This window comes from Kushneria indalinina DSM 14324 (assembly GCF_003385845.1).
GTDB lineage: Bacteria > Pseudomonadota > Gammaproteobacteria > Pseudomonadales > Halomonadaceae > Kushneria > Kushneria indalinina.
The window spans coordinates 49,712-73,949 of the sequence record NZ_QRDJ01000011.1; the positions used below are offsets into that span (position 1 = coordinate 49,712).

General features: G+C 59.3%; 23 protein-coding genes and 2 tRNA genes. 15 read left to right on the forward strand and 10 right to left on the reverse strand.

Going from position 1 to position 24,238, the window contains the following annotated elements:
• Nucleotides 1-6 precede the first annotated feature (6 nt).
• The 14 genes from ftsH (at nt 7) to pnp (ending at nt 14,629) form a co-directional block, all read left to right on the forward strand.
• On the forward strand, nt 7-1,983 hold the full coding sequence (gene ftsH, locus C8D72_RS16545; RefSeq protein ID WP_115855567.1) for an ATP-dependent zinc metalloprotease FtsH: 1,977 nt from the start codon (nt 7-9) through the stop codon (nt 1,981-1,983).
• Between the two features lie 95 nt (nt 1,984-2,078).
• Nucleotides 2,079-2,933: a dihydropteroate synthase gene (folP, locus tag C8D72_RS16550; RefSeq protein WP_245955315.1), complete on the forward strand. Its 855-nt coding sequence runs from the start codon at nt 2,079-2,081 to the stop codon at nt 2,931-2,933.
• A gap of 2 nt (nt 2,934-2,935) precedes the next feature.
• On the forward strand, nt 2,936-4,297 hold the full coding sequence (gene glmM, locus C8D72_RS16555) for a phosphoglucosamine mutase (protein ID WP_115855568.1): 1,362 nt from the start codon (nt 2,936-2,938) through the stop codon (nt 4,295-4,297).
• Between the two features lie 109 nt (nt 4,298-4,406).
• Nucleotides 4,407-5,156 (forward strand): triose-phosphate isomerase, encoded by a 750-nt coding sequence (tpiA, locus tag C8D72_RS16560; RefSeq protein WP_115855569.1) that lies wholly within the window; start codon nt 4,407-4,409, stop codon nt 5,154-5,156.
• Between the two features lie 4 nt (nt 5,157-5,160).
• The gene (secG, locus tag C8D72_RS16565) at nt 5,161-5,565 is read left to right on the forward strand and encodes a preprotein translocase subunit SecG (RefSeq protein ID WP_115855570.1); all 405 of its coding nucleotides are present in this window, start codon (nt 5,161-5,163) and stop codon (nt 5,563-5,565) included.
• A gap of 146 nt (nt 5,566-5,711) precedes the next feature.
• Nucleotides 5,712-5,798 (forward strand) — tRNA-Leu (locus tag C8D72_RS16570).
• Nucleotides 5,799-5,873: 75 nt separating this feature from the next.
• A tRNA-Met gene (locus tag C8D72_RS16575) sits at nt 5,874-5,950 on the forward strand.
• Nucleotides 5,951-6,102: 152 nt separating this feature from the next.
• Entirely contained in the window at nt 6,103-6,564 is a 462-nt protein-coding gene (gene rimP / locus C8D72_RS16580; RefSeq protein ID WP_170140636.1) for a ribosome maturation factor RimP, read from the forward strand.
• A gap of 40 nt (nt 6,565-6,604) precedes the next feature.
• Nucleotides 6,605-8,089 carry a transcription termination factor NusA gene (gene nusA / locus C8D72_RS16585; RefSeq protein WP_115855572.1) on the forward strand — a complete coding sequence of 495 codons (1,485 nt, stop codon included), beginning with the start codon at nt 6,605-6,607 and terminating at the stop codon, nt 8,087-8,089.
• A gap of 41 nt (nt 8,090-8,130) precedes the next feature.
• Complete coding sequence (gene infB / locus C8D72_RS16590; protein WP_115855573.1) at nt 8,131-10,653, forward strand: translation initiation factor IF-2; 2,523 nt, start codon at nt 8,131-8,133, stop codon at nt 10,651-10,653.
• Nucleotides 10,654-10,680: 27 nt separating this feature from the next.
• A complete protein-coding gene (rbfA, locus tag C8D72_RS16595) occupies nt 10,681-11,085 on the forward strand; it encodes a 30S ribosome-binding factor RbfA (RefSeq protein WP_115855574.1) in 405 nt (134 codons plus the stop codon).
• On the forward strand, nt 11,085-12,005 hold the full coding sequence (gene truB, locus C8D72_RS16600; protein WP_115855575.1) for a tRNA pseudouridine(55) synthase TruB: 921 nt from the start codon (nt 11,085-11,087) through the stop codon (nt 12,003-12,005). The genes rbfA and truB overlap by 1 nt, the downstream gene beginning before the upstream one ends.
• Before the next feature lie 75 nt (nt 12,006-12,080).
• Nucleotides 12,081-12,350 carry a 30S ribosomal protein S15 gene (rpsO, locus tag C8D72_RS16605; protein ID WP_086620828.1) on the forward strand — a complete coding sequence of 90 codons (270 nt, stop codon included), beginning with the start codon at nt 12,081-12,083 and terminating at the stop codon, nt 12,348-12,350.
• A 125-nt stretch (nt 12,351-12,475) separates the two neighbouring features.
• Entirely contained in the window at nt 12,476-14,629 is a 2,154-nt protein-coding gene (gene pnp, locus C8D72_RS16610; protein WP_115855576.1) for a polyribonucleotide nucleotidyltransferase, read from the forward strand.
• A gap of 139 nt (nt 14,630-14,768) precedes the next feature.
• On the opposite strand, the gene C8D72_RS16615 is transcribed toward pnp, so the two are convergent.
• From C8D72_RS16615 to dksA, 7 genes are all read right to left on the reverse strand, one after another.
• Complete coding sequence (locus tag C8D72_RS16615) at nt 14,769-15,302, reverse strand: GNAT family N-acetyltransferase (protein WP_115855577.1); 534 nt, start codon at nt 15,300-15,302, stop codon at nt 14,769-14,771.
• The gene (gene panC / locus C8D72_RS16620; RefSeq protein ID WP_115855578.1) at nt 15,221-16,066 is read right to left on the reverse strand and encodes a pantoate--beta-alanine ligase; all 846 of its coding nucleotides are present in this window, start codon (nt 16,064-16,066) and stop codon (nt 15,221-15,223) included. The genes C8D72_RS16615 and panC overlap by 82 nt, the downstream gene beginning before the upstream one ends.
• Nucleotides 16,067-16,084: 18 nt before the next feature.
• A complete protein-coding gene (gene panB / locus C8D72_RS16625) occupies nt 16,085-16,879 on the reverse strand; it encodes a 3-methyl-2-oxobutanoate hydroxymethyltransferase (protein WP_115855579.1) in 795 nt (264 codons plus the stop codon).
• 46 nt (nt 16,880-16,925) lie between these two features.
• A complete protein-coding gene (gene folK, locus C8D72_RS16630; RefSeq protein WP_115855580.1) occupies nt 16,926-17,411 on the reverse strand; it encodes a 2-amino-4-hydroxy-6-hydroxymethyldihydropteridine diphosphokinase in 486 nt (161 codons plus the stop codon).
• Nucleotides 17,408-18,703 carry a polynucleotide adenylyltransferase PcnB gene (gene pcnB, locus C8D72_RS16635; protein ID WP_115855581.1) on the reverse strand — a complete coding sequence of 432 codons (1,296 nt, stop codon included), beginning with the start codon at nt 18,701-18,703 and terminating at the stop codon, nt 17,408-17,410. Before pcnB ends, folK begins: the two co-directional genes overlap by 4 nt.
• A gap of 920 nt (nt 18,704-19,623) precedes the next feature.
• Nucleotides 19,624-20,538 carry a tRNA glutamyl-Q(34) synthetase GluQRS gene (gene gluQRS / locus C8D72_RS16640; RefSeq protein ID WP_115855582.1) on the reverse strand — a complete coding sequence of 305 codons (915 nt, stop codon included), beginning with the start codon at nt 20,536-20,538 and terminating at the stop codon, nt 19,624-19,626.
• Complete coding sequence (dksA, locus tag C8D72_RS16645; RefSeq protein WP_425453303.1) at nt 20,539-20,970, reverse strand: RNA polymerase-binding protein DksA; 432 nt, start codon at nt 20,968-20,970, stop codon at nt 20,539-20,541. It lies immediately after the preceding gene.
• A 199-nt stretch (nt 20,971-21,169) separates the two neighbouring features.
• Between dksA and sfsA the strand changes: the two genes are divergently transcribed.
• Nucleotides 21,170-21,865, forward strand: a complete 696-nt coding sequence (sfsA, locus tag C8D72_RS16650; RefSeq protein ID WP_115855583.1) for a DNA/RNA nuclease SfsA — start codon at nt 21,170-21,172, stop codon at nt 21,863-21,865.
• A 2-nt stretch (nt 21,866-21,867) separates the two neighbouring features.
• On the opposite strand, the gene C8D72_RS16655 is transcribed toward sfsA, so the two are convergent.
• From C8D72_RS16655 to metX, 3 genes are all read right to left on the reverse strand, one after another.
• Nucleotides 21,868-22,275 carry an acyl-CoA thioesterase gene (locus C8D72_RS16655; protein WP_115855584.1) on the reverse strand — a complete coding sequence of 136 codons (408 nt, stop codon included), beginning with the start codon at nt 22,273-22,275 and terminating at the stop codon, nt 21,868-21,870.
• 74 nt (nt 22,276-22,349) lie between these two features.
• Nucleotides 22,350-22,940, reverse strand: a complete 591-nt coding sequence (metW, locus tag C8D72_RS16660) for a methionine biosynthesis protein MetW (protein WP_115855585.1) — start codon at nt 22,938-22,940, stop codon at nt 22,350-22,352.
• Nucleotides 22,940-24,106 (reverse strand): homoserine O-succinyltransferase MetX, encoded by a 1,167-nt coding sequence (gene metX, locus C8D72_RS16665; protein ID WP_115855586.1) that lies wholly within the window; start codon nt 24,104-24,106, stop codon nt 22,940-22,942. The genes metW and metX overlap by 1 nt, the downstream gene beginning before the upstream one ends.
• Nucleotides 24,107-24,238: the final 132 nt, after the last annotated feature.

The following is a 24,238-nucleotide window of genomic DNA, read 5'->3' on the forward strand; positions in this document are numbered from 1 at the left end:
GTCCCCTTGAACGACATGGCCAAGAATCTGATCCTATGGTTGATTATCGCAGCGGTTTTGCTGACGGTATTCAACAACTTCAGCGTCGATAATTCGCCGCAGGCGATGAACTACTCCCAGTTCGTCGAGCAGGTGCAAAACAACCAGATCCGTCAGGTCACCATCGATGGTTACGACATTCGTGGTGAGCGTGACGATGGTTCCAGCTTTCAGACCATCAGGCCGTCTGCCGAAGACCCGCGCCTGATGGATGATCTGCTCAGCAACAACGTTACGGTGGTAGGCAAGGAGCCCGATCAGCAAAGCATCTGGTCGCGGCTGTTGATTGCCAGCTTCCCGATATTGCTGATTCTGGGCATTTTCCTGTTTTTCATGCGCCAGATGCAGGGCGGTGGCACCGGCAAGGGCGGCCCCATGAGCTTTGGCAAGTCCAAGGCCAAGCTGCTTTCTCATGAACAGGTCAAGACGACCTTCAAGGATGTGGCCGGATGTGACGAGGCCAAGGAGGAAGTCGAAGAGCTGGTCGACTTCCTGAAGGATCCTTCCAAGTTTCAGCGTCTTGGCGGACAGATCCCACGGGGTGTGCTGCTGGTAGGCCCTCCCGGCACCGGCAAGACCCTGCTCGCAAAGGCCATCGCCGGCGAGGCGCGGGTACCTTTCTTTACCATTTCGGGGTCGGACTTCGTTGAAATGTTCGTGGGTGTCGGCGCCTCTCGAGTGCGTGACATGTTCGAGCAGGCCAAAAAGCAGGCGCCCTGCATCATCTTCATCGATGAGATCGATGCCGTGGGCCGCTCGCGTGGTTCCGGCATGGGTGGCGGTCATGATGAGCGCGAGCAGACCCTCAATCAGCTGCTGGTCGAGATGGATGGTTTTGAAGCCAATGAAGGCATCATCATCATTGCCGCGACCAACCGCCCTGACGTACTTGACCCTGCGCTGTTGCGCCCGGGCCGCTTTGACCGTCAGGTGACCGTCGGACTCCCCGACATTCGAGGCCGCGAGCATATTCTGGGCGTACACCTTCGCAAGGTGCCGCTGGCCGATGACGTCAAGCCCGAGATGATCGCACGCGGGACGCCGGGCTTTTCGGGCGCCGAGCTTGCCAACGTGGTGAACGAGGCCGCTCTTTTTGCAGCTCGCAAGAACCGTCGACTGATCGGTATGGCCGAGCTCGAAATGGCCAAGGACAAGATCATGATGGGAGCTGAAAAGCGCTCGATGGTCATGTCCGAGAAGGAAAAGCGCAATACGGCCTACCATGAAGCCGGGCATGCCATTATCGGGCTTTTGATGCCGGAGCATGATTCGGTCTACAAGGTCACCATCATTCCGCGTGGCCGGGCACTGGGTGTGACCATGTTCCTCCCCAACGAGGATCGTTACAGCTATACGCGCCAGCAGATCATCAGTCAGATCTGTTCACTGTTCGGCGGGCGTATTGCCGAAGAGATGACGCTGGGGCCCAATGGCGTGACGACCGGGGCTTCCAACGATATCAAGCGTGCCACCGAGCTGGCTCACAACATGGTCGCCAAGTGGGGGCTGTCGCAGGAGATGGGCCCGCTGATGTACGACGAGGATGAGTCGCATCAGTTCCTGGGTGGCCCGGGTGGCGGAGGCAGCAAGTTCAGCTCGGCGGAAACATCGTCGAGGCTGGATCGTGAGATTCGCCGCATCATTGATGAGTGCTATCAGCAGGCCGAACAGATTCTGCACGACAATCGCGACAAGCTGGATGCGATGACGGACGCCTTGATCAAGTTCGAAACCATCGATGCCGAACAGATCAACGACATCATGGAAGGACGTGATCCACGTCCGCCGAAGGAGCCGGGCAGCAGTGGTCCGAGCGGTGGTCTGGGGACTCCCGATACCACTCCTTCGGATGTCCGTCCGGCCGATGATGATCCGGAAGGGGACAGCGCTGACGATACACGGCGTCGCCCGTCGGATCCGCTGGGCGGTTCCTCCGGACATTGACCCAGGTTTTACGTATCATGACCGCCCTTCGGGGCGGTTTTTTTATGCCCGACGATTACAATGACGGATCGTTAGTCCAGGTTTCAGGAATCTCCATGTCGAATGCATCTACCTACATGACATGCGGCGAGCGCCACCAGCTGGCGCTGGACAGGCCTCATGTGATGGGAATTCTCAACGTCACTCCGGACTCCTTTTCCGATGGGGGGCAACATGCCGTGGGTGATGCTGCGCTGCGTCGTGCTGAAGAGATGCTTCGAGAGGGCGCTGATATTATCGATGTCGGGGGAGAATCCACCCGGCCCGGCGCGACACCTGTCGGCGTACAGGAGGAGATGGATCGGGTCGCGCCGATCGTGGAGCGGTTGGCAGGCGAGCTGGGGGCGCTGGTATCAGTAGATACCAGTGCACCGGAGGTCATGACCGCCATCACCGCCGCGGGGGCCGGCATGATCAACGATGTCCGCTCACTAAGGCGTCCGGGTGCGCTTGAGGCGGCGGCTGAATCGGGATTGCCGGTATGCCTGATGCATATGGTGGGTGAGCCCGATAACATGCAAAATGATCCGCAATATGAGCGTCCCATTGAAGAGGAAGTGGCGACCTTTCTGGACCAGCAGCTCGCCCGCTGCCGTGACGCCGGCATCGCTGCCGAGCGACTACTGGTCGATCCGGGCTTTGGGTTTGCAAAGACGCTTGCGCACAATTTGCGTCTGATGAATCGCCTAGAGTATCTCCAGCGTCTGGGTTACCCCCTGCTGGTCGGTACCTCTCGCAAGGGCATGATCGGTCGTGCGCTGTCTCGCAAGGTTGATGAACGTCTCCATGGTGGGTTGGCGTTGACAGCTCTTGCCGTCAGCAAGGGGGCCTGGATAATCAGAACACATGATGTCGCGGCCAGCGCTGATGCCGTTGGCATGACCTGTGCAGTACTCAAGGAAGGCAAATAGCAATGGCAAGACAATATTTTGGTACGGATGGTATTCGCGGCACGGTCGGTCAGGCGCCCATCACGGCAGATTTCATGCTGCGTCTGGGGTGGGCGGCCGGGCGTGTCTTTGCGCGTCAGAATCGTCGGGCGCGTGTGCTGATCGGCAAGGATACCCGTATCTCCGGCTATATGTTCGAGTCTGCACTGGAGGCCGGCTTCTCGGCGGCCGGGGTGGATGTGGCACTACTGGGGCCGATGCCCACGCCCGGCATTGCCTATCTGACAAGTACGCTGCGCGCCAGCGCCGGCGTGGTCATCAGCGCCTCGCACAATCCGTATCAGGACAACGGCATCAAGTTTTTCTCGCAGCATGGCACCAAGCTCCCGGATGCGCTGGAAGACGAGATCGAGCGTGAGCTGGAAGGGCTTCAGGAAACAGTAGGGCCTGACCGGCTGGGCAAGGCGGTACGTATCGAGGATGCCGCCGGACGCTATATAGAGTTCTGCAAGTCGACGGTGCCCAACCGCTTCGGTCTGCATGGCCTGAAGATCGTTATCGACTGCGCCAATGGCGCCACTTACCACATTGCTCCCAATGTCTTTCGTGAGCTGGGCGCCGAAGTCATTACGCTGGGTGTGACACCTGACGGACTCAACATCAATCAGCAGGTCGGCTCCACCCATCCTGAGATCATGCGTGACAAGGTGCTCGAGACCGGCGCGGATCTGGGCATCGCCTTTGATGGTGACGGTGACCGTGTGATCATGGTGGATCATTCCGGTCGCATTGTGGACGGTGATGACATCCTTTATATCATCGCACGCGACCGCCAGCGTCGTGGTGTGCTGGGCGGTGGGGTCGTCGGCACCCTGATGAGCAACTTTGGCCTGGCGTCAGCGCTGGAAGAACTGGGTATCCCCTTTGAGCGTGCCAGGGTCGGCGATCGCTATGTCATCGAACAGATGCAGGCGCGTGACTGGCAGCTGGGCGGGGAATCCTCGGGCCATATTCTGTGTGGTCATGCACAGACCACCGGTGACGGGATCGTTTCTGCACTTCAGGTCCTGGCGACCATGGTGATCGAAGAGCGACGCCTTGCCGATTTGCTGGAGGGAATGGAAAAGGCGCCGCAGGCACTGGTCAATGTTCGTCTGGTCCCCGGCATCGACAAGGCAGCGCTGATGGAGAGTGCTCCGGTTGCAGCGGCCGTCAGGGATGTCGAGCAGACGCTCGGCGAATCCGGTCGTGTGCTGCTGAGGCCTTCAGGCACTGAACCATTGATTCGCGTCATGGTGGAAGGGCGTCCACGCTTTGATGTTCAGGCGCTGGCCCGGCAGATCGCCGATGAAATCGAACAGGGGATGTCGGCTGCCAGTGATTGAAGAAGGCGGGGCGTGGTTGTGTTCACGCCATCGCTCCATTAACATCGCCCTCCTTGCGGAGGCGTCTACCACTACTTTCCTGTTCCCGACAGGCTAGGGAGAAGTCACCATGCGTAAGCCACTGATTGCCGGCAACTGGAAGATGAATGGTTCGCTGGAGCTGCTGGAAACAATGAAGCAGGCACTGACGTCTGCACAGATTTCCTCCAGCGTTGATGTCGCCATCATTCCGCCCTTCACGCTGCTCATGTCAGCAAAAGAGGTGTTGGCGGGAAGTTCGACAGGACTCGGCGCGCAAACCCTTCATCCCGAATCATCAGGCGCCTACACCGGTGAGATCAGTGCTTCCATGCTGACAGAGTGCGGTGTCGGCTATGTGCTGGTGGGCCATTCCGAGCGCCGTACCCTGTTCGCTGAAGATGATCAGGCCGTGCTGGCTCGGGTCAGGGCAGCCCTCGGCGCCGGACTGACCCCCGTGTTGTGTATCGGTGAAACGCTCGAAGAGCGGGAAGCTGATCGGGTAGAAACGGTGGTGCTGGGCCAGGTTAAAACCGTCATTGATGCCCTTTCCGCAGAGGAGCGCTCAAGACTGGTGATGGCCTATGAGCCGGTCTGGGCCATCGGTACGGGCCGTACGGCGACCCCCGAGCAGGCGCAGCAGGTACATGCCATGATTCGTTCCTGGCTGTCAGACAAGGATCCAGCTCTGGGAGAAGGCATGCGTCTGCTCTATGGCGGCAGCATGAAGGCCGACAATGCTGGCGATCTTCTTTCCCAGCCGGATATCGATGGGGGGCTGATAGGCGGCGCCTCGCTTAAACCCGATGACTTTATTGCGATTTGTCACGCAGCAGGTTGATTAAATGTACGTTGCCATCATTCTGATTCACGTCCTTCTTGCCATCAGCCTGATTGCGCTGGTGCTCTTGCAGCGCGGCAAGGGAGCCGAGGCCGGTGCTGCCTTTGGCGGCGGTGCCTCGCAAACGGTACTGGGCTCGCAGGGCGCTTCCAAGACGCTTGCACGCCTGACCGCCGTACTGGCTGCCCTGTTTTTCGCAACATCGCTGGGCATTGCCTGGCTGGTGGATAGCGGCAATGAATCTCAAAGCGGTATTCCCGACGCCAGCGTCATCGAGCAGCAGCGCAGCAGCGCACCGAGCCTGGATGATGGCGACGATGCCCCCAGGGCACCTGCGAACCAGCAGGGTAGCGGTAGCGATGCAGAGGGTCTGACCGTGCCTTCTACAGATGACAATAGCGGTAATTAATGCAGGTTTCATGCATCGCTTGACGAATCGCGTCAGGGGATGCATAATCTCGCGCCAGTGATGAGGCGCTTACACAGTAGCGCTTTATCACTTGTCTGACAGAAGTTGTCGGGCATGACAGAAAGCAGGTTTCTGTCAAACCGAAAGCCGAAGTGGTGGAATTGGTAGACACGCTATCTTGAGGGGGTAGTGACTGTATGGTCGTGCGGGTTCAAGTCCCGCCTTCGGCACCATCGGAACTGAAAGTCGCGACAGACGGATCATGTTGATTCGGCAGGACAAAGTCCTTATACTGATTGCGCTATTGATGCGGGGTGGAGCAGCCTGGTAGCTCGTCGGGCTCATAACCCGAAGGTCGTCGGTTCAAATCCGGCCCCCGCTACCATCCAGGTGTTAATGGATGGAAATTTTTTCCCGAAAAGCCCCTTCCATCGAAGGGGCTTTTTGTTACAGCGCAACAAGATCGCTCATCAGTCACCTCATCTGCTCTCCTGTATTTTCGCTCAGGTGCCTGATGCCACTGCAGGAGGCCATGTCGTGCCAACCAGGCAAGAAACACTGCATACGCTGATAGAACCCGCCGTCGCAGCGCTCGGCTTCGAACTCTGGGGCATCGATTACAGCGCCCAGGGCAAGCATTCCAAGCTGGTGGTCTATATCGAACACGAAAATGGTGTTGGTGTGGATGATTGTGCCGATGTCAGTCGGCAGGTAAGTGCTCTTCTGGATGTAGAAGATCCTCTTCCCGGACAGTATCAACTTGAAGTGTCCTCTCCCGGGATGGATCGCCCGCTTTACTTCCTGTCACATTTCACCCGATTTGCCGGTCACACGATTACATTGAAGCTGCGTGCGCCCTTTGAAGGGCAGCGTCGTTTCAAGGGGCTGTTGGCAGGTGTCGAGGGTGATGAAGTGCTGCTGCAGTTTAACGACGAAGAGTATGGATTTCCTATCGAGACCATTGAGCAGGCACGTGTTGTGCCCGGGTTTGATAACTGATGCTTGATGATAACAAGGACTTTTCTGGCGAGGCACAGGCATGAGCAAGGACATTTTGCTGGTCGTCGATGCAATATCGAATGAAAAGGGTGTCCCCCGCGACATTATTTTCGAAGCCGTTGAGGCGGCGCTGGCCAGCGCCTCCCGCAAGCGCTACGAAGGCAAGGATGTCGACATTCGTGTGCGTATCGATCGCAACAGCGGCGATTACGATACCTTCAGGCGCTGGACGGTCGTGCCTGATGAGGACTACACCACCTCGGCACGTCAGATACCACTGGGTGCCGCAGAAGAGCGCGATGAGCCGCTGGGTCTGAATGCCGTGGTGGAAGAACAGATTGAATCCGCCGAGTTTGGCCGGATCGCTGCCCAGACGGCCAAGCAGGTCATCGTACAGAAGGTGCGCGAAGCCGAGCGCGCCGAAATTGTACGCCAGTACGCCGAACGTGAAGGCGAACTGGTAGGCGGTAGTGTCAAGAAAACCACACGTGATGGCCTGATAATCGATCTCGGCGATAACGCCGAGGGGTTCCTGCCGCGCGGTGAAATGATCCCGGGCGAGCGCTATCGTCTCAATGAACGTGTCAGGGCGCTGCTCTGGCGTGTGGACCCCGAGGCGCGCGGTGCGCAGCTGATCCTTTCGCGTACTCGCCCCGAGTTTCTGGTGGAGCTGTTTACCATTGAGGTGCCCGAGATCTCGGAGCAGCTCATCGAAATCAAGGGCGCTGCACGCGATCCGGGCTCTCGAGCCAAGATTGCCGTCAAGACCAACGACCGTCGTATTGATCCGGTCGGTGCCTGTGTCGGCATGCGTGGTTCCAGGGTTCAGGCCGTTTCAAACGAGCTTCGCAATGAGCGTGTGGACATCGTGCTCTGGGACGATAATCCTGCTCAGCTGGTCATCAATGCCATGGCGCCTGCTGATGTGGCCTCCATCCTCGTGGATGAAGACACTCATGCCATGGACGTCGCCGTCGGCGAGGACAATCTGGCGCAGGCCATCGGACGCAGTGGACAGAATGTGCGTCTGGCCAGCGAGCTGACAGGCTGGACGCTCAACGTCATGACGGAGGAGGAAGCCGAAGGACGCCGCGAGCAGGAACTCGACAGCTATATCGAATACTTCATCAATCATCTGGATGTTGACGAAGAGATGGCACGACTGCTGGTGGAAGAAGGGTTTACTTCGCTTGAAGAAGTGGCCTATGTCCCGCTGGAAGAGATGCTGGAAGTCGACGGCTTTGATGAGTCGCTGGTCGAAGAGCTGCGTGCGCGTGCCAAGGATGAATTGCTCAATCTGGCCATTAAATCCGAAGAAGAACTGGACGGCACCGCGCCCGCCGAGGATCTGCTCTCAATGGAGGGTATGGATCAGCATCTTGCCTACCGGCTGGCCGGGCGAGGAATTATCACCATGGAAGATCTTGCCGAGCAGTCCATTGAAGACCTCAAGGATATTGAGGGAATGGATGAAGAACGCGCAGCGGCACTGATCATGACGGCCCGGGCGCCGTGGTTCGAATAATCCATCGTATCGCGACAGGTCACGGGCTCAGGAGGTCATAAATGGCAGAAACAACAGTCAAGGAATTTGCCGGCAAGGTGGGGCGTGATGTCAGCCGCCTGCTGGAGCAGATGAGTGAAGCAGGCCTGCCCCACAAGGCAGAAAATGATGCGGTCTCGGAAGAAGACAAGCAGAAGCTGCTCGATTATCTCACCAAGAGTCACGGCGGTGCCGGCGCACGCGGTAACAAGAACCGCATCACCATGACGCGCAAGACGCGCAGCAAGATTCGTACCGGCGATGGTCGCAACAAGACCATCGAGGTGCAGGTGCGCAAAAAGCGTACTTACGTCAAGCGTGGCGATGAAGAAAACGGCGAGGAAGAGCAGGCCCCGGTTGCCGAGCAGACCGGTGAAGCCACCGCCGCTCCGGCAGCGGCTGAAGCGCCTGCGCAGGAAACTGTAGAGACGCCTGCTGCCGAAGCCACTGCGACAACAGCTGATGACAAGGCAGCCAACAGCGCCGTACCGACTGAAGACGTTGTTGTGGCGCCTTCAGCAGAGGTTGAAGCGAGTGAGCCGGCAGTCGAAGCGCCGCCACGTGAATCGCGTAACGACAACAGTCGTCGCACTACCCGTCGGGGTGAAGGCGGCAAGTCGGCCGGCGGTCGTCGTGACGAGCGCCGTGATGACGCCGATGAACGCAGCGAGCGTAATGAGCGCAAGCGCGGCGGCAAGAAGGTCAAGCGCGCCGAACAGCGTCGCGGCAGCCGCCGTGGCGGTAGCGGTCGTAGCGATAATGCACACGGTTTCCAGAAGCCGGTGCAGAATATCGTGCGCGAAGTCGCTATCCCGGAATCCATCAGCGTGGCGGATCTTGCCGACAAGATGGCCATCAAGGCCAACGAAGTCATCAAGGCCATGTTCAAGATGGGCGCGGCCGTCACCATCAACCAGACCATCGATCAGGATACTGCCGCGATCGTGGTCGAGGAGATGGGTCACACGCCCAAACTGGTGAAGGAAGATGCCCTCGAGACCGAAGTACTCGAGAACATCTCCTATGAAGGTGAGCAGATATCGCGCGCACCGGTCGTGACCGTCATGGGCCACGTCGACCACGGCAAGACCTCGCTTCTGGACTACATTCGTCGCACCAAGGTGGCGACCGGTGAAGCCGGCGGCATCACCCAGCATATCGGCGCTTATCACGTCGAGCATGACAATGGCGATGTCACCTTCCTCGATACACCTGGTCACGCCGCCTTTACGGCCATGCGTGCCCGTGGTGCTCAGGCCACCGACGTGGTCATCCTGGTGGTGGCGGCCGATGACGGCGTCATGCCGCAGACGGTCGAGGCCATCGAGCACGCCAAGGCCGCAGGCGTACCGCTGGTGGTCGCGGTCAACAAGATTGACAAGGCGGGTGCTGATCCGGATCGCGTGCGCAACGAGCTGTCACAGCGCGGCGTTATCTCGGAAGAGTGGGGCGGTGATACCCAGTTTGTTCATGTGTCGGCCAAAAGCGGCGAAAACATTGACGGACTGCTGGAAGCCGTACTGCTGGTCTCCGAAGTACTGGAGCTCAAGGCCGTCCCCGAAGCACCCGGCAAGGGCGTTGTGGTCGAGTCTCGCCTGGATCGCGGTCGTGGCCCGGTCGCTACCGTACTGGTACAAAACGGCACGCTCAGGAAAGGCGATGTCGTGCTGGCCGGCCTCCACTATGGTCGTGTAAGAGCGCTGGTCAACGAACTGGGCAAGCAGGTCGATGAAGCCGGGCCTTCCATGCCGGTCGAAATCCTCGGTCTGGGCGGTACGCCGGAAGCCGGTGATGACTTCATGGTGCTGGCCGACGAGAAGAAGGCGCGTGAAGTGGCCAACTTCCGTCAGGGCAAATATCGCGAAGTCCGTCTGGCGCGTCAGCAGAAGGCCAAGCTGGAGAACATGTTCAGCCAGATGGGTCAGGACGAAACCGCCACGGTCAATATCGTGCTCAAGGCCGACGTGCAGGGCTCCCTCGAAGCGATTCGCGGTGCGCTCGAAGAGCTGTCGACCGATGAAGTCAAGGTGGCCGTGGTCTCCTCTGGTGTCGGCGGTATCACTGAAACCGACACCAACCTGGCCGTTGCCTCCAATGCCATCATCGTGGGCTTCAACGTCCGTGCCGATGCTTCCTCGCGCGATATCGTCGAGCGCGAAGGGCTGGATCTGCGCTACTACAGCGTCATCTATCAGCTCATCGATGAGGTCAAGCTGGCGATGAGCGGTATGCTGGCACCGGAGTGGCGTGAAGAGATCGTCGGCGTGGCTGAAGTGCGTGACGTCTTCCGTGCTCCGAAAATCGGCGCCGTTGCCGGCTGTATGGTGATCGAAGGCAACGTGCATCGTCACAAGCGTATCCGTGTCCTGCGTGAAAACGTGGTGGTCTATGAAGGGGAGCTGGAATCCCTGCGCCGCTTCAAGGATGACGTCAGCGAAGTGCGTAATGGCATGGAGTGCGGCATCGGGGTACGTAACTACAATGATGTCCAGGTCGGCGACAAGATCGAAGTCTTTGACCAGATCGAGGTCCAGCGCTCCCTGTGAGCGCTGCACCCATGACGGGAGCGGTTCATGCGTGAATTCAGTCGTACGGATCGGGTCGGCGAGCAGCTGGCACACGAGCTGGCGCAGCTTATCCAGCGTGAGGTCAAGGATCCCCGGCTGGGCATGGTGACGGTCACGTCAGCCGATGTCAGTCGTGATCTGAGCTATGCCGATGTTCACATTACCCTGATGGGTGAAAATGACCTGGAGCGCATTCGTGAAAACCTCGCCGTGCTCAAGCGAGCCAGCGGGTTTCTGCGTTCGCGTATCGCCCGGACCATGAAGCTTCGGCATGTGCCCGAGCTTCGTTTTCACTTCGACGAATCGGTCACCCGTGGGCATGAGCTTTCGAGTCTGATCGAGCGTGCCGTGCAATCCGATCGTGATCGGGCCCCTGAAGATGATGAAAAGGGCCCGGAGCGCAGCGACTGATGGCACGACGACGTCGCGGCCGCCCCATTGATGGGGTGCTGTTGCTGGACAAGAGTGAAGGCGTAACCTCCAACCGTGCACTGCAGCAGGTGCGTGGGCTCTATCAGGCACAAAAGGCTGGCCATACTGGTACGCTGGACCCCATGGCGACGGGGCTTTTGCCCATTTGTCTGGGAGAGGCCACCAAGTTTTCCTCCTGGCTGCTGGACGCCGACAAGCGCTATCTGGCCGATGTTCGGCTGGGCGCTGTCACCGATACCGGCGATCGTGAGGGGGAGGTGCTCAAGGAGTACGCCGTGCCATCACTGGATGACGGCGATGTCGAGGCCGTCCTGTCCGGCTTCATCGGTGAGATCGATCAGGTGCCGCCGATGTACTCGGCGCTCAAGCATCAGGGGCGTCCGCTCTATGAGCATGCGCGTGCAGGACGAGAGATTGCGCGTGCACCCAGGCGTGTGAGCATTTATGATATTGCGCTCACATCGCGGCATGCCCATGGGTTTGCGCTGGATGTCAGCGTCAGCAAGGGCACCTATATCCGGACGCTGGCCGAGGACATCGGCGAACGTCTCGGCTGTGGGGCGCATCTTGAAGGGCTGCGCCGGCTCAGGACCGGCCCCTTTGATGATACTGACATGCTCGATATCGACACTCTGGGCTCCATGAGTGACGAGCAGCGTCTTGAAAGGCTTTTGCCCATTGATGCGCTGATTGGACATCTTCCGGCACTTGAAACCGATGCTGAAGGCGCCCGGCGCATCATGCATGGCCAGCCCATCTCGCTTGAGACCTCGGGGCTGGCAGAAGGCGATGTGGCCAGGCTTTATCATGATCGCGGCCTGTTGGGCGTGGTCACGATCGGTACGCCGGGGCAGTGTGCGCCCCGACGGCTGATCAATACTGCCGGTGAGAACCGGTAGGGTACGCGAAGACTGCAAATATGCGTGGTCTTCGACATTTATCAATGCTCAGGCATATTAAACCGGAGAAGTAACATGGCACTGACTGCCGAACGCAAGGCCGAAATCGTCAAGGAATTCGGTACCGTTGAGAACGACACCGGCTCGCCGGAAGTTCAGATTGCTCTGCTGACGGACAACATTGTCACGCTGCAGAGCCACTTCAAGGATCACAAGCAGGACCATCACTCGCGTCGTGGTCTGATCCGCATGGTCAACCAGCGCCGCAAGCTGCTGGATTACCTCAAGCGCAAGAATTTTGATCGCTATCAGCAGATCATCTCCCGTCTGGGTCTGCGTCGCTGATTGCGTCGCTTTTCCGGCAGGAACTGACAGGCGGCTCCCTCTCGGGAGCCGCCTGTTTTTTGTTGTGCCTATCGGGTGAGAAGTGACACCTGGGGCGTTTGATTTTAAGATGACATTGAAAGTAGATGAATGGTTTACGAGAAAAGGACAACGCATTGAACGCGGTTAAAAAGACATTTCAATATGGCAATCACAGCGTCACGCTGGAAACCGGCCGTCTGGCGCGTCAGGCCACCGGCAGCGTCCTGGTCACCATGGACAACACGGTGGTGCTGTGCACGGTCGTTGCCAGAAAGGACACCAAGCCCGGTCAGGATTTCTTCCCCCTTTCCGTGCACTATCAGGAAAAGACCTACTCGGTCGGCAAGATCCCGGGTGGCTTTTTCAAGCGTGAAGGACGTCCCAGTGAAAAGGAGACGCTGACCTCGCGTCTGATCGATCGCCCGATCCGTCCGCTGTTTCCCAAGGGCTTCATGAACGAAGTGCAGGTCGTCTGCACGGTACTCTCGGCCGAGCGTCATCAGGATCCCGATATCGCTGCCATGCTGGGTACCTCTGCGGCACTGGCCATCTCCGGTGTGCCCTTCGCCGGCCCGATCGGCGCGGCGCGCGTGGCCTTCACCAACGAGCGCGGTTATTTCATCAACCCCACTCAGGAAGAGCTGGAAGGCTCCGAGCTCGACATGGTCGTGGCCGGTACTGAAAAGGCCGTGCTGATGGTCGAGTCCGAGGCGAAAGAGCTTTCCGAAGATGAAATGCTCGGTGCCGTACTGTTTGCCCACGAAGAGATGCAGGTGGCGATCAAGGCCATCAACGAATTCGTGAGCGAAGGCGGCAAGGCCAAATGGGAATGGCAGCCTCAGTCCGAGAACTCGACGCTCAAGGAGGCACTGGCCAGCGGCTACGAGGCCGGTATCGGCGAAGCCTATCGGATTACCGACAAGATGGCGCGCCAGGACCGGTTGAGCGAGCTCAAGGCGCAGGCGAAGGCGCAGCTGTCCGAAGGCGACGCAGCGCTTTACAGCAGTGAAGATGTCAGCGGCGGTTTTGCCAAACTCGAGAAGCGCATCGTGCGCGAGCGGGTGCTCAACGGCGAGCCGCGTATCGACGGCCGTGATCACGCCACCGTGCGCGCGCTGGATATCGAAGTCGGCTCACTGCCTCGTACGCATGGCTCCGCCATCTTTACGCGCGGTGAAACCCAGGCCATCGTCACCACGACGCTGGGCACTACCCGAGACGCGCAGCTGGTGGAAGGCCTTAACGGCGAGCGCCATGACCGCTTCATGCTGCACTACAACTTCCCCCCCTACAGCGTGGGCGAGGCCGGCTTCATCGGCTCGCCGAAGCGTCGCGAAATCGGTCACGGCCGTCTGGCCCGTCGCGGTGTTGCGGCCATGCTGCCGTCTGCCGATGATTTCCCCTACACAATCCGTGTGGTCTCCGAGATTACCGAGTCCAACGGTTCCAGCTCGATGGCCTCCGTCTGTGGCTCTTCGCTGGCGCTGATGGATGCCGGCGTGCCGCTGAAGGCACCGGTGGCCGGTATTGCCATGGGTCTGGTCAAGGAAAACGATCGCTTTGCCGTTCTGACCGATATCCTGGGCGATGAAGACCATCTCGGCGACATGGACTTCAAGGTGGCCGGCTCCGTTGACGGCATTACCGCGCTGCAGATGGACATCAAGATCGAAGGGATCAACGAAGAGATCATGGAAAAGGCGCTGGAGCAGGCCTTCCATGCACGCCAGCACATTCTGGTCGAGATGAACCGCGTGATCGCGCAGAGCCGCGGCGAAGTCGCCGAGCATGCGCCCACCATGGCTCGTCTCAAGATCGATCCCGAAAAGATCCGTGATGTCATCGGCAAGGGTGGCGCGACCATCCGCCAGATCTGTGAAGATACCGGCGCCTCGATCGACATCGATGACGATGGCAGCGTCCGCATCTATGCCGAGACCAAGGCCGGTGCGCAAAAGGCTATGGATACCGTTCTCGGGATCACTGCCGAAGCCGAGATCAACAAGCTCTATCGCGGCAAGGTCGTGCGTATTGCTGACTTTGGTGCCTTCGTCAACTTCATGCCGGGCACCGACGGACTGGTCCACATCTCCCAGATCGTCCCCGAGCGTGTTAACGATGTTCGTGACTACCTCAGCGAAGGGCAGATGGTGACCGTCAAGGTGCTGGATATCGACAACCGCGGTCGCGTCAAGCTCTCGATCAAGGAAGTCGGCGAAGAAGAAAAGGCCGCCTTCGAGGCCACGCTGGAAGAGTAACGCTTCAGGGTCCCGTTAAAACACGACGTCGATTCGACTGACGCTGTTGTCATGATGGGATGGAAGGGCGCCGTCAGGGCCTGAACGCCGAGTCAATCGGGTTCAGGCCCTTTTTATGTGCGGGTATACGACAGCAAAGCTACAGCTGCAGCGCCATGGGTTGGATGCCGCGCTCATTGACCGGCCCGTTATCCAAAAAGCCAAGACGTTGATACAACCGAACGGCGGGCAGATTGCCGGCCGCGACATTAAGCGTGATCTGCGTGGCGCCCAGAGGGATTGCCCGCTCTATAAGATAGCGACAGAGCCTGTCGCCCAACTGCTGGCCTCGTCGATGAGGTGCCACGATGAGCCGGCAGAGATGCCAGGTCGCCGCCTCGTCGCGGGGCGACAGCTGCCCAAAGGCCAACAGCTCACCGTTGTCTTCCAGAGAGAAGGAAGGAAAGGATTCTGCGTCGATCTGCTGCCACAGCTGGCCGGGCAGCATCGGCCACGTCAGCGATGGGCCACCCCATCGAGCCAGTGCCTGCGGCGATTCGATCCACCCCGCCAGCACCGCCATGTCTTCAAACCGGGCCGGTCGCCATCCTGTCATGATCGAAAGGAGAGATTGTCGATCAAGCGGGTATTTCCAAGCCAGGCCGCGACCAGCAGCACCGCGCCGGGCTGCCATGTGCTGATCGGACGCAGTGTTATGGCGTCGCAAAGTGCCAGATACTCGGGCCGAAAGCCCGCTGCTTCCAGCCGCTGTGTTCCTTGTGCCAGCACCTGCTCATCGGGCTCCCCCTGTTCAAGCCGTTGGGCGCTATCAACCAGACATTGATAGAGCCGGCTTGCCTGCGTCCGGGCCTCGCTATCGAGGTAGTGATTACGGGAAGAAAGCGCCAGTCCGTCATGGTCACGTGCAATCGGCACACCAACGATGTCGATGGACATGTGCTGATCGCGCACCAGCTTGCGAATCACGGCCAGCTGCTGGAAGTCCTTCTCGCCAAAACAGGCCACATCCGGGCGGGTCAGATTGAACAGCAGGCTGACCACCGTTGCCACACCGTCAAAGTGGCCGGGGCGATGGGCGCCGCAGAGCCCCTCCGAGATCTGCGGGACGCTGACCCGGGTCAGGGCCGACTGACCTTCCGGGTAGAGCGTCTCGACGCTTGGGGCAAACAGCAGATCGCAGCCGCGCTCGCCAAGCTGTCGCTGATCCTCGGGGAGCGTACGTGGATAGCGGTCCAGATCCTCATCGGGGCCAAACTGGAGCGGATTGACAAACACCGTGGCCACTACGCGATCCGCGTGCTGACGCGCTGCATCCACAAGCCTTAGATGGCCTTCATGAAGATTGCCCATGGTAGGCACCAGTGCGATCCGCAGACCCTCGCGACGCCAGGCAGCCAGTGTCTGCTGAAGCGCCGTAATATCGTTAAATGTTTGCATGCCGTGTCGTATCCATGGTCAAAAGCAGTGTTCCGGTGCGGGAAAACCGCGTGTCGTGACCGCCTCGTGATAGGCCCTGAAAGCGCCGCTGATACTGCCGGCTTCCATCATGAAATCCTTCACGAACCGAGGCGGCCGACGGGTTGTCGCCCCCAGCATGTCGTGCATGACCAGAATCTGCCCGTCAACGTCAGGCCCGGCCCCGATGCCGATGACCGGCACGCTGAGCGCATCACGAACCTGCCTTGCCAGTTCGCGGGGCACACACTCCAGCAAAATGGCGCCGGCGCCGGCCTGCTCCAGTATCGTGGCGGCTTTGATCATGGCGTTGGCCTGATGTGCATCGCGCCCCTGAACGCGATAGCCGCCCAGCGCATGAACACTCTGCGGCGTCAGCCCCATATGCACACAGACCGGTACACCGCGCCGCGCCAGTGCCGTGACCGTCTCGGCAAGCCAGGCCTCACCCTCGAGCTTGATCATGTGCGCGCCCGCCTGCATCAGCTGCCCGGCCGCCTGCAGGGTCTGGGGAATCGTGGTGTTGGTCATGAAGGGAAGATCCGCCATGACCAGGCTGGCCGTGCCTGCCCGCGCGACGCACCGGGTGTGATAGATCATGTCTTCCAGTGTGACAGGCAGGGTGGAGTCATGCCCCTGCAGCACCATGCCCAGCGAATCGCCGATCAACAAAAGTTCAATGCCGGCATTGCTTGCCAGGGTGGCCATGGTGGCATCATAAGCGGTAAGACAGCTGAAGGGCTGCCCTGCTGAACGGCGCTCGTTCAGCGTTTGAATGGTGATGGGGCGGGTCATGTATCCCTCGACGCTTGACAGCCGATATGGCTGATCGAGTCTAGAGTCAGAGAGACAGGCGCTTCAAGTCATTCGATGGGCGCGCGGCCGAAAGCTGACTCAGGCGCTGGCCGCCTGGCAGGGAAATTCCGGGCTCGATTTCCAGCATGGGCTGTACAACGAAGGCACGGCTGGCAAGCCAGGGGTGTGGCACGACCAGTCGCGCCAGCTCGAGCTCCTGGTCGTCGTACAGCAAGAGATCGAGATCCAGCGTTCGTGGCCCCCAGTGACGGCTGCGTACGCGCCGGTGCCGCTGCTCGAGCGCCTGAAGCTGATCCAGCAGGGCAAGCGGTGACAGACAAGTGTCCAGCACGGCCACGGCGTTGACGAAGTCGGGCTGGTCCTGTGGGCCTACCGGGCGACTGCTGTAGAGAGAAGAGCGTGCGCCCAGCGCGGTCAAGGGCAGCCCGGCCAGATCATCGAGCGCGGTCAGCACCTGCTGATGAGGATGATCCAGGTTGCTGCCAAGTCCGATCCAGGCCTTGTGACTCACTCCTGATCATCCCTTGGGGGACGACGGCGTCGGCGACGTCTGGGCTTTCGGGACGGCATGGGCATGCTTTCGGGGGCATCATCCTCGATGGCGGTGTCATCCTGCCCCTGTTCTACCTTTTGCACCATTTCACGCTGCTGGGTTTCGCTGGCTTCCTGAAAGCGTGTCCACCAGAGTCCCAGACCCGAGGCAATTTCACCGGCCGATTCCCTGAGCAGCAGGAAATCGTAGGCCGCGCGAAAGCGTTGATGCGTCAGCGTCTGAAAGGGACGCTTGCCGCGCCGGCGCGGCAGCATCAGCTGCATGTCCCAGATTTCACGCATGGGCAGGCTGAAACGCTTCGGAATGGACGTATGCTGCAGCTGACGATTCAGTACCTGCTGGGAGGCCTGCTGTGCCGCAGGCACCGGTGGGATGCCATCCTCGATCAGCTGCGCTGTCTGCGCGACCGTGGCCGGCCAGAGCAGTGCGGCATACAAAAAGGCAGGAGTGACCGGCTTGTCGGCACGAATGCGCTCATCGGTATTGATCAGCGCCTGCTCGACCATCGGCAGCGCCCAGTCTAGCTGGCTGAACGACTCCTCGGTACCCGGAAACAGCATGGCAAAAAGGCCATGACGACGTAAGCCGTGAAAGGTGCTCAGGGCGTAACCGGAGAGAAAGAGCTTGAGGACTTCTTCAAACAAACGCGCCGACGGAATCTGCAAAAGCAGCGGGGCGCAGTCTGCCAGCGGTGCTTCGGTTTCATCCGCCAGCGTGAAGTCCAGCTTGCTGGCAAATCGCACGGCACGAAGCATGCGTACCGGGTCTTCACGGTAACGCAGATCCGGATCACCGATCAGGCGAAGTACGCGATGCTCGAGATCCTCCAGACCGCCGGTCCAGTCATGAATGGCGAAGTCGCGCACGCTGTAATAAAGCGCATTGACCGTAAAGTCACGTCGCAGGGCGTCTTCATCGACGCTGCCCCAGACGTTGTCGCGCAACAGCAGGCCTTCCTCGGACTGATGCGAATGCCGTTCGGCCATTTCGGTATCGTGGCCGCCACGAAAGGTGGTGACCTCGATGATTTCGCGTCCGAAACGAACATGAACGATACGAAATCGTCGACCGATCATGCGGGCATTGCGAAAGACACTGCGGACCTGTTCCGGCGTGGCACTGGTGGCAACATCGAAATCCTTGGGCACCTGCCCAAGCAGGGAATCTCTGACACATCCACCTACCAGATAGGCTTCATAACCTGCCTGGTTGAGACGATAAAGTACCTTCAGCGCATTTTCGCTGAGCATTCGTCGAGAAATGGGATGTTGATCGCGGGGAAGAATGGTGGGCGTCAAGGTGAAGCCATGTTGACCTGATGGAAATTCCGGGGGCCGATCGTATAACGGCCATGATGTCCCGATCTGTCTGCGCCCTGCTGAATCGAGACGCTGATCAGAAGCTCAGTGTAGCCGAGCAGCAAAAGCTTGCAAAGCAGCCTGTCATACAGGGGAGCTTTCAACAATAAAAACGGGGAGACATATCGTCTCCCCGCCAATTCTACTGCATCGTGATTTTTCTTCGTGATGGCGCATCGCCCTGAATACGTACCATGTTCACCAAATGCGATATGCCGTGATGTGTTGTTGTTGTCTTCTGACGGCTGCGAACATCTCGTATTCAAAACAATCTTCCATGACGACAGCCATAAGGCTGCTTCAGAGATCTTGTTGTTGTTCTGAAGTGTCGCAGGGTTGTGTTGTTGTTGTCATACAACGCTGCAGTGACATCGCGTTCTGATAACGAAAGGCCGTTATTGTTGTTGTTATCGCCTCGTATGTGGTTGAGCCGTTGTTATTGTTGGCAGCTCTTTAACCTGTTCATGACGAACCCTTTCATCTTGTTATTGTTCAAGGCCGTCTGATCGAGCCCCGGCGGTTGTTCTTGTTGGAAGCCGGTCCAAGCGATCGCTGTTATTCTTCTTCAGTCGATCCTGTTGGTGCAGAACGCGTGCCATGTGTAAAATATTTTTTTATTTTCAATAGCTTATGAAAAAACTGGCTTGGCATAACCGCATTTTTATTTCAGCGGGAAACTTGACGCCCCTTTTTTGCACTATTTTAGTGCAAAAATATTGTGTGAATGCTTTGTTGTGGTGCATTGCCTTTCTTAACTAGAGTCAGCATACGCGCAACATGTCGTAAAAAAAGACGACGATGGTCGATAGCGGTCACTTTGACGTCGTTTGCTGAACATTGTGTGAAGACAAAACGTGCGGTTGCCAGCCATCAATGGCGGCTTTCAACTGCTCACCGACAGGCGCATGACAGAGCGTTTGCGATGGCGATTGGCCCAGCAGTGTCAGTGCCTCATGCAGCAATGGACGAACGGCATGATCCTGCAGGGAGAGGGCCGGGGCGAGGTTCTGTTTGGAAAGTTTCTGACCGTTGCCGGCGATCACCAGTGGAAGATGCAGGTACTCGGGTGTTGTATACCCCAGCGCCTGCTGCAGCCGAATCTGCCAGGGCGTATTGTCGAGAAGATCGACGCCACGCACGATATCTGTCACCCCCTGTCGGGCATCGTCGACCACGACGGCCAGCTGATAGGCCCAGAGACCATCGCGTCGCTTGAGCACCACATCACCGAGCTCGGGCAGCGACCAGTGCTGCTGGCCCAGCCGTCGATCCTGCCAATGGATAGCCGGCTCGCCGATATCGGTGCGCAGACGCCAGGCGCAATCACGTTCAGGATGCAGGGGCCCCTGGCGACACCATCCCGGATAAACGCCAAGATGTTGCCACTCCTTTCGCGAGCAGCTGCAGGGGTAGGCCATGCCGCGTTCCACGAGTGTGTCCAGCGCCTGCTGGTAGTCGCTGTCATGATCCTGCTGATAATCGACAGCGCCATCGTGATAAAGCCCGAAGGCGTCAAGCTGTTCGAGAATGGTATCGCTGGCGCCGGGCGGGCAGCGAGGTGGATCGATATCTTCCATGCGCAGCAGCCAGCGTCCGCCTCGTGCCCGCACATCCAGCCAGCTGGCCAGTGCCGTCAGCAGAGAGCCAAAATGCAATGGCCCCGAGGGCGTTGGTGCAAAGCGACCAACGACCGCGGGGCCGTTTTCAACATGCCTTGTGCCCGGCATTCAGCCTCCGAGCTGTTTTTCCTTCAATTCCGACAGCGTCTTGCAATCAACGCAGAGCGTGGCCGTGGGCCGGGCTTCCAGACGACGAATGCCGATCTCGATGCCACAGGCTTCACAAAAGCCATAGTCGTCTTCATCGATTTTTTCGATGGTCTCGTTGATTTTCTTGAGCAGCTTTCGCTCACGATCGCGAGTGCGAAGCTCGAGGTTGAAGCCTTCTTCCTGCGTGGCACGATCGGCAGGATCGGCATAGTTGTTGGCGTCTTCCTGAAGGTGGCGAACGGTGCGATCGACCTCTGTCATCAGGTCCTTTTTCCAGTCGAGCAGGATCCGGCGAAAATGTGCCAGCTGGCGCTCGTTCATGTACTCTTCGCCCGGCGCCGGCTCATAGGGCGTGAAGGTATCGGGTGACTGCGTCTCGGCTACTGCCATGGGGATTGCCTCACTGCAGGTAATGGCGATGCCGTAAGCCCGCAAGACTGTTCCTGATTACCGCATCGCATGTTTCAGGGTAGTGCTGTTTATAGGAAATCCATGCCGATTGCAAGCCGGTTTCAACGAAAGTCAGCAGGCCCGGAGATCGCCTCATGAGTGTAGTGGAAAGCAGGGTATCGGCCGCGGATGCGGTGTCATGAAACTGCCTCCGCTGTGGTCCGGTGTGCTTATCGTGCGCTACAAGCGCTTTCTGGCCGATATCCGCCTCGATGACGGGCGCATCATTACAGCCCACTGTCCCAACACTGGCTCGATGCGTGCTGTCAATGTGCCCGGCTGTCGGGTCTGGGTCTCCTGGCACGATAATCCGAAGCGGCGTCTGGCATGGACCTGGGAACTGATTGAGCTGCCGGATGGCGCGCTGGCCTCCATTCATACCGGGCGTGCCAATGCGCTGGTACAGGAAGCGCTTGAAACCGGCACTTTGCTGCCGTTTGAGCCGTCATGGCCGTTGCAGCGTGAGGTCAGGGTGGGGGACTCGAGACTTGATTTTCGCCTGACGCCTCAGGACGCCAGCTCTGTCTGGCTGGAGGTGAAGCAGGTCACGCTGAAGGAAGTCGACGGTAGTGGTTACTTTCCGGATTCGGTCAGCACTCGAGGGCGGCGCCATCTGGAAACGCTTATGGCGCTGCGTGCTGGCGGCGACCGGGCGGTTCTGGTGTTTCTGGTCGCCCACACCGGCATTGATCATGTCCGGCCGGCGGCGCACCTGGATCCCGGCTATGCCCGCACCTTTGAAGCTGCATGCGAGGCAGGTGTCGAGGTCATGATGCTGGGCTGTGATATTACCCCGGAGCACATTTCGGCCAGTCGCTACCGCCGCCTGAATTAGCCTCAGGTGGCGCTGTCGGCACCTTCCAGATCGCGGTCACGCAGGTAGGTAATCTCCGTCTTGCCGTGGGCTGCGGGTTTGCCGTCATCGCCCATGTTGACGAAGACGATCTCGTCGATGGTCAGAAGGTTTTTGTGGGTGATCTTGTTGCGCACCACGCAGTGTAGCGTCAGCGAGGTCTTGCCAAACCTTGTGGCGGTAATGCCCAGCTCAATGATATCGCCCTGGCGTGCGCTGGAGACAAAGTTGATGGACGACATGTATTTGGTCACCACGCGCGAATTGTCCAGCTGAATGACGGCGTAGATGGCGGCCTCTTCGTCGATCCATTTCAGAAGACTCCCCCCGAAAAGCGTGCCATTGGGGTTGAGATCCTCGGGCTTGATCCATTTGCGGGTATGAAAATTCATGTTCAGGCCTCGCTGAGCGTCACAGAAGAATTCTTGTATTATACCAAAGTCCAGGGCTTTGGAAGGCTTGCGTCTCAGCGCCGTACCCGAAAGATGGCATCCTGACCGAACAGATTGGGCCAGCGCCTGTGACGCCACTGGCCTTCACGACTGCCGTTGCCCACCGCGCGATCGGTGATGGTGTGGCCCTGCATGCGACACAGATCGGAGAAATCCCGGAAGGTCGACAGGTGAATGTTGGGCGTGTCGTACCAGGCATGCGGCAGGGAACGTGATACCGGCATGCGGCCCTTGATCCCCAGCGACAGACGGTGGCGCCACCAGGCAAAGTTGGGGAAGGCAATGATGCACTCATGGGCGACCCGCAGCATCTCGTCAAGCATCAGGTCGGGCCTTCTCAGCACCTGCAGGGCCTGCGTCATGATCACCAGATCGAAGGTGTCATCGGGGATGTTGGCCAGCCCCTGGTCCAGGTCCTGCTCGATGACATCCACGCCCTTTTCAAGACAGCGCGAGATGCCATCGCTGTCGATCTCCAGGCCATAGCCTGTGACCTGCTTTTGGCTGGATAGCGCCGCCAGCAGGGTGCCGTCGCCACAGCCCAGGTCCAGTACGCGAGCGCCCTGCGGCACCCAGTCATAAATCAGTGCAAGATCGGCGCGCATTACGAATTGTCCCCGGCGGCACGTTCCACGTCGTTGGCGATACGCATCATGAAGCCACCCAGCACGGCTTCGTAACGCTCGTTGGGCAGCAGGAAGGCATCATGCCCGTGAGGTGAGTCGATATTGGCATAGCTGACATGCTTGCCGGCGCGCAGCAGGGCATCGACCAGCTCGCGGGAGCGGGCCGGGGCAAAGCGCCAGTCGGTCGTAAAGCTGACCACCAGAAAGCGACACGTCGCCGTGGACAGGGCCTTTGGCAGATCATCATCGTGCTCGCCGGCCGGATCGAAATAATCAAGCGCCTTGGTCATCAGCAGATAGGTGTTGGCGTCAAAGCGTGTCGAGAAGGTATCGCCCTGATAGCGCAGATAGGATTCCACCTCGAACTCGACATCGTAGCCATAGTTAAGGCTGTCGGTGCGCAGGTCACGCCCGAACCGGGCCCCCATGGAGTGCTCCGAGAGATAGGTGATATGGCCGACCATGCGGGCCAGCCGCAGCCCCTGTTTTGGCAGGGTCTGATGCTCGGTATACCAGCCGTCAAAGAACTCGGGATCGGAGCGAATGGCCTGGCGTGCCACTTCATTGAAGGCAATGTTCTGTGCCGAGAGCCGTGGCGTGGCGGCAACGACGACAGCATTGGCCACCCGCTCGGGCAGGCTCATGGCCCACTGCAGCACCTGCATGCCACCCAGGCTGCCGCCCACCACGGCGGCAAAGCGCGCGATGCCCAGCCTGTCGGCCAGCATGGCCTGGCTGTTGACCCAGTCGGTCACCGTCATGAGAGGAAAGTCGGGTCCCCAGATGCGCCCGGTGGCCGGGTTTTCACTGGAGGGGCCGGTGCTGCCGTGACAGCCGCCAAGATTATTGACGGCAATCACGAAAAAGCGGCGGGTATCGATGCTCTTGCCGGGGCCGATATGGGCATCCCACCAGCCGGGCTTGCGGTCATCGATATGGTGATAGCCGGCAGCGTGGTGATGCCCCGAGAGGGCATGGCAGATCAGGATCGCATTGCTGGCCGTCTCGTTGAGCGTGCCGTAGGTTTCATACACCAGCTCAAAGGCCGGAAGTTCACGGCCGCAGGCCAGCATCAGGGGCGTATCAAAGCGGGCGACCTGAGGGGTTACCAGGCCAACCGATGTAGAAGACAGTGTCTCGGGCATCAGCACTCAAATCCGGTCAGACAGGGCAGGCCGAGCTCGTGACCCGCCGTCGGAGGCGCACTGTAGCATATCGTCGCAGGCAGCGGGGGAGGGGCTGGCGGGGAGGCTGCCGTGCCCGGGCACGGCAGCCTT